The sequence below is a fragment of the Providencia sp. CIM-Carb-044 genome (genome assembly GCF_033901115.1).
Lineage (GTDB): Bacteria > Pseudomonadota > Gammaproteobacteria > Enterobacterales > Enterobacteriaceae > Providencia > Providencia hangzhouensis.
On sequence record NZ_JAXADV010000028.1, the window covers coordinates 1 to 6889 of the forward strand.

6 protein-coding genes and 2 pseudogenes are annotated in these 6889 nt (G+C 41.6%); 6 read left to right on the top strand and 2 right to left on the bottom strand.

What is annotated here, in order from left to right:
- Positions 1–78 precede the first annotated feature (78 nt).
- Positions 79–918, top strand: a pseudogene (locus SJ312_RS22635) (IS5 family transposase); the annotation flags it as partial.
- A 325-nt stretch (positions 919–1243) separates the two neighbouring features.
- On the top strand, positions 1244–2017 hold the full coding sequence (gene armA / locus SJ312_RS22640) for a 16S rRNA (guanine(1405)-N(7))-methyltransferase ArmA (RefSeq protein WP_000359986.1): 774 nt from the start codon (positions 1244–1246) through the stop codon (positions 2015–2017).
- On the opposite strand, the gene SJ312_RS23540 is transcribed toward armA, so the two are convergent.
- Both SJ312_RS23540 and SJ312_RS22645 read right to left on the bottom strand, forming a co-directional pair.
- The gene (locus SJ312_RS23540) at positions 1998–2213 is read right to left on the bottom strand and encodes an aminomethyltransferase beta-barrel domain-containing protein (RefSeq protein ID WP_071547994.1); all 216 of its coding nucleotides are present in this window, start codon (positions 2211–2213) and stop codon (positions 1998–2000) included. The two genes, armA and SJ312_RS23540, sit on opposite strands and share 20 nt — an antisense overlap.
- Positions 2214–2498: 285 nt before the next feature.
- Positions 2499–2684 carry a hypothetical protein gene (locus tag SJ312_RS22645; RefSeq protein ID WP_002026779.1) on the bottom strand — a complete coding sequence of 62 codons (186 nt, stop codon included), beginning with the start codon at positions 2682–2684 and terminating at the stop codon, positions 2499–2501.
- A gap of 48 nt (positions 2685–2732) precedes the next feature.
- On the opposite strand from SJ312_RS22645, the gene SJ312_RS22650 reads away from it, so the two are divergent.
- The 4 genes and pseudogenes from SJ312_RS22650 to SJ312_RS22665 form a co-directional block, all read left to right on the top strand.
- Complete coding sequence (locus SJ312_RS22650; RefSeq protein WP_002001451.1) at positions 2733–3917, top strand: IS4-like element ISEc29 family transposase; 1185 nt, start codon at positions 2733–2735, stop codon at positions 3915–3917.
- A gap of 398 nt (positions 3918–4315) precedes the next feature.
- The gene (gene msr(E), locus SJ312_RS22655) at positions 4316–5791 is read left to right on the top strand and encodes an ABC-F type ribosomal protection protein Msr(E) (RefSeq protein WP_000052512.1); all 1476 of its coding nucleotides are present in this window, start codon (positions 4316–4318) and stop codon (positions 5789–5791) included.
- 55 nt (positions 5792–5846) lie between these two features.
- A complete protein-coding gene (locus tag SJ312_RS22660; protein ID WP_000155092.1) occupies positions 5847–6731 on the top strand; it encodes an Mph(E) family macrolide 2'-phosphotransferase in 885 nt (294 codons plus the stop codon).
- An 83-nt stretch (positions 6732–6814) separates the two neighbouring features.
- Positions 6815–6889, top strand: a pseudogene (locus tag SJ312_RS22665) (IS6 family transposase); the annotation flags it as partial.

Here is a 6889-nt window from a genome sequence, read left to right on the forward strand (position 1 = left end):
GCGGTAAACGAGTGAGGGAATTTCAGGTAAGATACTTCGGATGAGGAGCAAAAAGGTGGTTTATACTTCCTATACCCCTGGATGGACGAACAAGCCATTAAGCAGTGGCATTGCCTGGTCCACCATGGCCGCCGAGGGAGAGGTTTCCACTACAGTGACACCGCCATTGAGACGGCCCTGATGCTAAAAGGCTTGTTCAAGTTGCCGCTGCGGGCGCTAGAAGGCTTCATTAACTCGTTGTTCCAACTGATGGCGGTGCCTTTGCAGTCGCCGGACTATAGCTGTATCAGCAAGCGCGCCAAGACCGTCGACATCAAGTACCGCCTCCCCAGCCAAGGCCCGGTGGCTCACTTGGTCATTGATGCCACCGGCCTCAAGGTCTATGGCGAAGGCGAATGGAAAATTCGCAAACACGGCAAGGAGAAGCGACGAGTGTGGCGCAAGCTCCACTTGGCGGTGGATGCCACAACCCATGCGGTCATCGCTGCCGAAGTCAGCCTGGAGACGGTGGCGGATAACGAGGTGTTACCGACGTTGCTCAACCCCTTACGACGCAAGATAAAACAGGTCAGCGCCGATGGTGCGTATGACACCAAGGCCTGTCATGCGCTACTGAAGAAAAAGGGGGCGAAAGCCACCATACCGCCGAGAAAAAATGCGGCACCGTGGGAGGAAGGCCATCCCCGCAACGAGGCGGTGACGGCGCTCAAGGCCGGTGAACTGAAGCAATGGAAGAAAGACTCCGGCTATCACCAGCGCTCGATAGCCGAGACCGCCATGTACCGGTTCAAGCAACTCATCGGGCCAACGCTGAGCCTGCGGAACTACAACGCCCAGGTGGGCGAAATCCTGGCTGGCGTGAAGGTGATGAACAAGCTGATAGGGCTTGGTATGCCTGTTCGCCAGCCAGTGAATTGAGTGGTATCAACGGGTTGGGGAACGGCCATCCAGCGACGGATTTGGTCAACAACGCCGATAACACCTCGAAATCGGAGTTTATATGGCTTCGTGGGGGAGTTATGTGTTTGAGCTTTGTCGCATTAACGCGAATCAGGGGTTGACGGCAGAAATGGACTGGAATTACACTTCTTAGAGTCGGCGTTGCCGGAAAATTCTGATTGGATTAGTTGTTCGGGGTGCGAAAACAGTCGTAGTTCGGGGGAAAAACCGAATTTTGACCCGAAACCGCAAAAAACCCGAAATGACAGTTCCTATCAAATACTTAACTTGTAGGTTCTTTCAAATGGATAAGAATGATGTTGTTAAGAAGATACTTGAATCAAAAAAGTACGAAAACCTTGATTCAGATATTGTTGAAAAGGTTGTTTCCATTTCTGAGAAGAAATATAAATTAAAGGAAGTTGAGAATTATTCTAAAAAGAAATTGCATCAAATATGGGGGTCTTACTATTCTGCCTATCCTAATTGGGATAAATTATTAAAAAAGTACAATCAGGGGCAGTTATCAATAGAAGATTTACTAAAGATTCATTCTTCGACGAATGAAAGAGTCGCAACATTAAATGACTTTTACACTTATGTATTTGGAAATATCAAACATGTCTCATCTATTTTAGATTTTGGTTGTGGCTTCAATCCATTAGCTTTATACCAATGGAATGAAAATGAAAAAATAATATATCATGCATACGATATTGATAGAGCTGAGATAGCTTTTTTGAGTAGCATTATTGGGAAGTTAAAGACGACGATAAAGTATAGGTTTTTGAATAAAGAGAGTGATGTCTACAAAGGTACTTATGATGTAGTATTCCTTTTAAAGATGCTTCCTGTGCTAAAACAGCAAGATGTAAATATCTTGGATTTCCTACAGCTTTTTCATACTCAAAACTTTGTAATATCTTTTCCAATAAAGTCTTTATCTGGAAAGGAGAAGGGAATGGAAGAGAATTACCAGCTATGGTTTGAATCTTTTACAAAAGGTTGGATAAAAATCCTTGATTCGAAGGTTATAGGGAATGAGTTAGTATATATTACTAGTGGATTTCAGAAATAACTCCGCCTCCAAGGCACTCATTTTCTTGGAAAAGTACTAAACTCTGTCCAACGGCTGGAGCCCATTGTGGTGCAGAAAATTCAAATATATATCCATTTTCATTCTGGGTTACTTTTACTGGTGTATCCTGACTTCTATAACGGATAGATGCTGTATAGTTATTATTAAGTAATGAAGTTTCGTTTATCAAGTGCAATTCTGAAACACTTACTATGTTTTTCCAAAGTTTTGGATTATCTTTTCCTTGGACAACATAGAGGATATTTTGAGGAAAAGATAGGTTTCAACTACAGTTTAGAAGGTTAAAAACAAATGCATGCATGGCTCAAAAGCAATCTAGGGAAGGTGCGAATAAGCGGGGAAATTCTTCTCGGCTGACTCAGTCATTTCATTTTTTCCTGTTTGAGCCGTTTTTTCTCCCGTAAATGCACTGTATACCGATATGGGCAGGGCGAAGCGCTAAAGTACAACAATCTTATTGTTAGCTATTGTCTTGGCGTTCCAGAAAATCTTTAAACTCAATAGTATAAAGCCGTAACAGCACCATGGTTAACGCAAAAATAATTGGCCCATAAATCAAACCAATTAAACCAAAGAGTTGCAAACCACCTGAGGTATCCCCAGAAATTCTGTAGTTAAAATAAAATGTTAGTTGATTGGGGAACATTCATGGCGGTTCCTGATCTGATCATTCGCCAAAACTCCCACACCGCGGATGCTCACCATGAATGTAAAAGCTATGCTCGCTGATTTCCTCACCTTTGTCACGCCAAAATCAATGCATAAAGCCCGATTTTCGGTTTTGCTAGATGCGGTAACCGCCCTGGCAAAGGATGCGTGTTGCACCGTTACTGCGATTGGCCGGGCGATGCCTGGCTCTTCAGATAAGGTCAGTATCAAACGGGCAGATCGTCTACTCAATAATCCTAACCTGCAACGAGAGCTGCCATTGATTTATGCTGCGCTGACGGCTTCTATTGTTGGCCATAAAACTAAGCCGATGATTTTGGTTGACTGGAGCAATGCCGATACTGCCAAGCGACACTTTATCCTGCGTGCCAGCATTGCCGCTGACGGTAGAGCGTTGACTCTGCTACAGAAGATTGCCGCCGCAGAAGATTATACCTGCCCACACCTACACGGGGCGTTTTTAAAGCAGCTTAAAGCCATGCTACCCAAGGACTGTAAGCCCGTAATTGTCACTGACGCGGGGTTTAAAGTTCCATGGCTGAAACAAGTGCGTAAGCTGGGATGGCATTATGTAGCTAGAGTTCGAGGCAATGTGAAGCTTAAATTGGCAGAGCAGGACAAGTTTATCAGTGTTAATCAGCTTTATCGGCAAGCGAAGAAGGATCCAAAAAGTGTAGGAAAAATCATGCTTGCCCAAACACAACACTATGAAACGCAGGCCGTCCTGGTTGGCAAAGGTTATAAGCTATTGAAACGCGATAAAAATAAGACGTATAAGGAACCATGGTTGTTGGTGTCATCCTTAGCTGACTGCCATGGGTATGCGGATAAAATTGCTAAGTGCTACAGTAGCCGAATGCAAATTGAAGAAAGCTTCCGTGATCAGAAAAGTCACCGCTATGGCCTGGGTAGCGATTTGCATGGTACCAAGAAGAAATCTCGCTTAGAGATACTGCTACTACTGGCCGCATTGGTTAATTGGTTTCATTACCTGCTAGGTAGCGCAGCGGAGAAAGCGGGTTTGCACCTGCGTTATCAAGCTAACACCGTTAAAAATAGGCGGGTATTGGCCCTGAATTTCCTTGGGATATTACTTTGCAAAGAACCCAAACAGCGAATACGCAGGCAATATTATCAGCAGGGACTTAAACAAATACTACAGTGGGTGGTTCAGTGGGACTGGGCAGTAATCAAACAGGCTGATAGCTGATTGTATGAATGGAAATTTTGTGGGGATCCCTCAGGTTGTCTAGACTTCTTTTAACAGTAAAGTTATCATAAAACTGAATTTTATTTTTTAGGTAAGTTTATGCATTCTATCCGCATTCGTTAAGACACAACTATTTGCATAGTGACACTATTTTATAATGGTGGGCTTTTGTTGTGTCTTTAAGAATATATGCGGATATATAAAGTAAAAGTATGCTTAATTTATAAGTATGCTTTTAGTGCATAGTTTCCAGTTATAACTTAATTGACTAGCTATTTGTCCACCCTGTGGATGAATAGCTTTTTTTTTGGGAGGACACTGTGATGCTAGCTTTTGTTTTCACCTAAATCCTGTTTGCTGCATAAAAAATTTCAAGAGCTAAACAGGAGTAAATAAAAATGAGTTTAATTATTAAAGCGAGAAACATACGCTTGGATTATGCTGGGCGTGATGTTTTGGATATTGATGAATTGGAAATTCACTCTTATGACCGTATTGGTCTTGTGGGTGATAACGGAGCAGGAAAGAGTAGTTTACTCAAAGTACTTAATGGCGAAATTGTTTTAGCCGAAGCGACATTACAGCGTTTTGGTGATTTTGCACATATCAGCCAACTGGGCGGAATCGAAATAGAAACGGTCGAAGACCGGGCAATGTTATCTCGCCTTGGTGTTTCCAATGTACAAAACGACACAATGAGTGGCGGAGAGGAAACTCGTGCAAAAATTGCTGCCGCATTTTCCCAACAAGTACATGGCATTCTAGCGGATGAACCAACCAGCCACCTTGATCTCAATGGAATAGATCTACTTATTGGTCAACTTAAAGCATTTGATGGAGCATTACTTGTTATCAGTCATGACCGATATTTTCTTGATATGGTTGTAGACAAGATATGGGAGTTAAAAGACGGTAAAATTACGGAATATTGGGGTGGTTACTCGGATTACTTGCGTCAAAAAGAAGAAGAGCGACAACACCAAGCCGTAGAATATGAGCTGATGATGAAGGAACGGGAGCGATTAGAATCTGCTGTGCAAGAAAAACGCCAGCAAGCTAATCGATTAGACAATAAGAAAAAAGGAGAAAAATCCAAAAACTCTACCGAAAGTGCTGGACGACTTGGGCATGCAAAAATGACTGGCACCAAGCAAAGAAAACTGTATCAGGCAGCTAAGAGTATGGAAAAGCGTTTGGCTGCATTAGAAGATATTCAAGCACCAGAGCATTTGCGTTCTATTCGTTTTCGTCAAAGTTCAGCCCTAGAACTGCACAATAAGTTCCCGATTACGGCAGATGGTCTGAGCTTAAAATTTGGTAGCCGTACTATCTTTGATGACGCTAACTTTATAATACCGCTTGGCGCTAAAGTCGCTATAACTGGATCGAATGGAACAGGGAAAACGTCCTTGTTAAAAATGATATCAGAACGTGCTGATGGATTAACCATATCTCCAAAAGCTGAAATTGGCTACTTTACACAAACAGGATATAAATTTAACACGCATAAATCTGTGCTCTCCTTTATGCAGGAAGAGTGCGAGTACACAGTTGCGGAAATTCGTGCAGTATTGGCTTCAATGGGGATCGGAGCGAATGATATTCAAAAAAACTTATCCGACTTATCGGGAGGTGAAATCATCAAACTGCTTTTATCCAAAATGCTTTTAGGAAAATATAATATTTTGCTTATGGATGAACCAGGAAACTATCTTGACCTAAAAAGTATTGCCGCATTAGAAACAATGATGAAGTCCTATGCAGGAACTATTATCTTCGTATCTCATGACAAGCAATTGGTCGATAATATTGCTGACATTATCTACGAGATCAAAGACCACAAAATCATCAAGACTTTTGAGAGAGATTGTTAATGATAGCCAATCTAATCCGAACATTAATTATTGAACTCTTTAAAGGAAATTAAAAATGACAATTCAAGATATTCAATCACTTGCTGAAGCACACGGCTTGTTGCTTACGGACAAAATGAATTTCAATGAAATGGGCATTGATTTTAAGGTCGTTTTTGCTCTTGATACAAAGGGGCAACAATGGTTGCTGCGTATTCCTCGTCGTGATGGCATGAGGGAACAAATCAAGAAAGAAAAACGCATTTTAGAATTGGTAAAAAAACATCTTTCTGTAGAGGTTCCTGATTGGAGAATTTCATCTACAGAATTAGTGGCTTATCCCATACTTAAAGATAATCCTGTTTTAAATTTGGATGCTGAAACCTATGAAATAATTTGGAATATGGACAAAGATAGCCCGAAATACATAACATCTTTGGCAAAAACCTTATTTGAAATCCATAGTATTCCTGAAAAAGAAGTTCGGGAAAATGATTTGAAAATTATGAAACCTTCAGATTTAAGACCTGAAATAGCAAACAATTTGCAGTTAGTAAAATCTGAAATTGGTATAAGTGAGCAATTGGAAACCCGCTACAGAAAATGGTTGGATAATGATGTTCTATGGGCAGATTTCACCCAATTTATACATGGCGATTTATATGCTGGGCATGTACTAGCTTCAAAGGATGGAGCTGTTTCAGGCGTTATTGATTGGTCAACAGCCCATATAGATGACCCAGCGATTGATTTTGCTGGGCATGTAACTTTGTTTGGAGAAGAAAGCCTCAAAACTCTAATCATCGAGTATGAAAAACTAGGGGGTAAAGTTTGGAATAAACTATATGAACAGACTTTAGAAAGAGCAGCGGCCTCTCCTTTGATGTATGGTTTATTTGCCTTAGAAACTCAAAATGAAAGCCTTATCGTTGGAGCAAAAGCTCAGTTGGGAGTTATATAATTTAAAAATATGATTGCTGAGGCACTGTTGCAAATAGTCGGTGGTGATAAACTTATCATCCCCTTTTGCTGATGGAGCTGCACATGAACCCATTCAAAGGCCGGCATTTTCAGCGTGACATCATTCTGTGGGCCGTACGCTGGTACTGCAAATACGGC

What these genes read in the sequence shown, in the direction of transcription:
- SJ312_RS22660 (WP_000155092.1), top strand. Translation starts at nt 5,847, where the DNA reads ATGACAATTCAAGATATTCAATCACTTGCTGAAGCACACGGCTTGTTG.
- armA (WP_000359986.1), top strand. Translation starts at nt 1,244, where the DNA reads ATGGATAAGAATGATGTTGTTAAGAAGATACTTGAATCAAAAAAGTAC.
- SJ312_RS22650 (WP_002001451.1), top strand. Translation starts at nt 2,733, where the DNA reads ATGCTCACCATGAATGTAAAAGCTATGCTCGCTGATTTCCTCACCTTT.
- SJ312_RS22645 (WP_002026779.1), bottom strand. Translation starts at nt 2,684, where the DNA reads ATGTTCCCCAATCAACTAACATTTTATTTTAACTACAGAATTTCTGGG.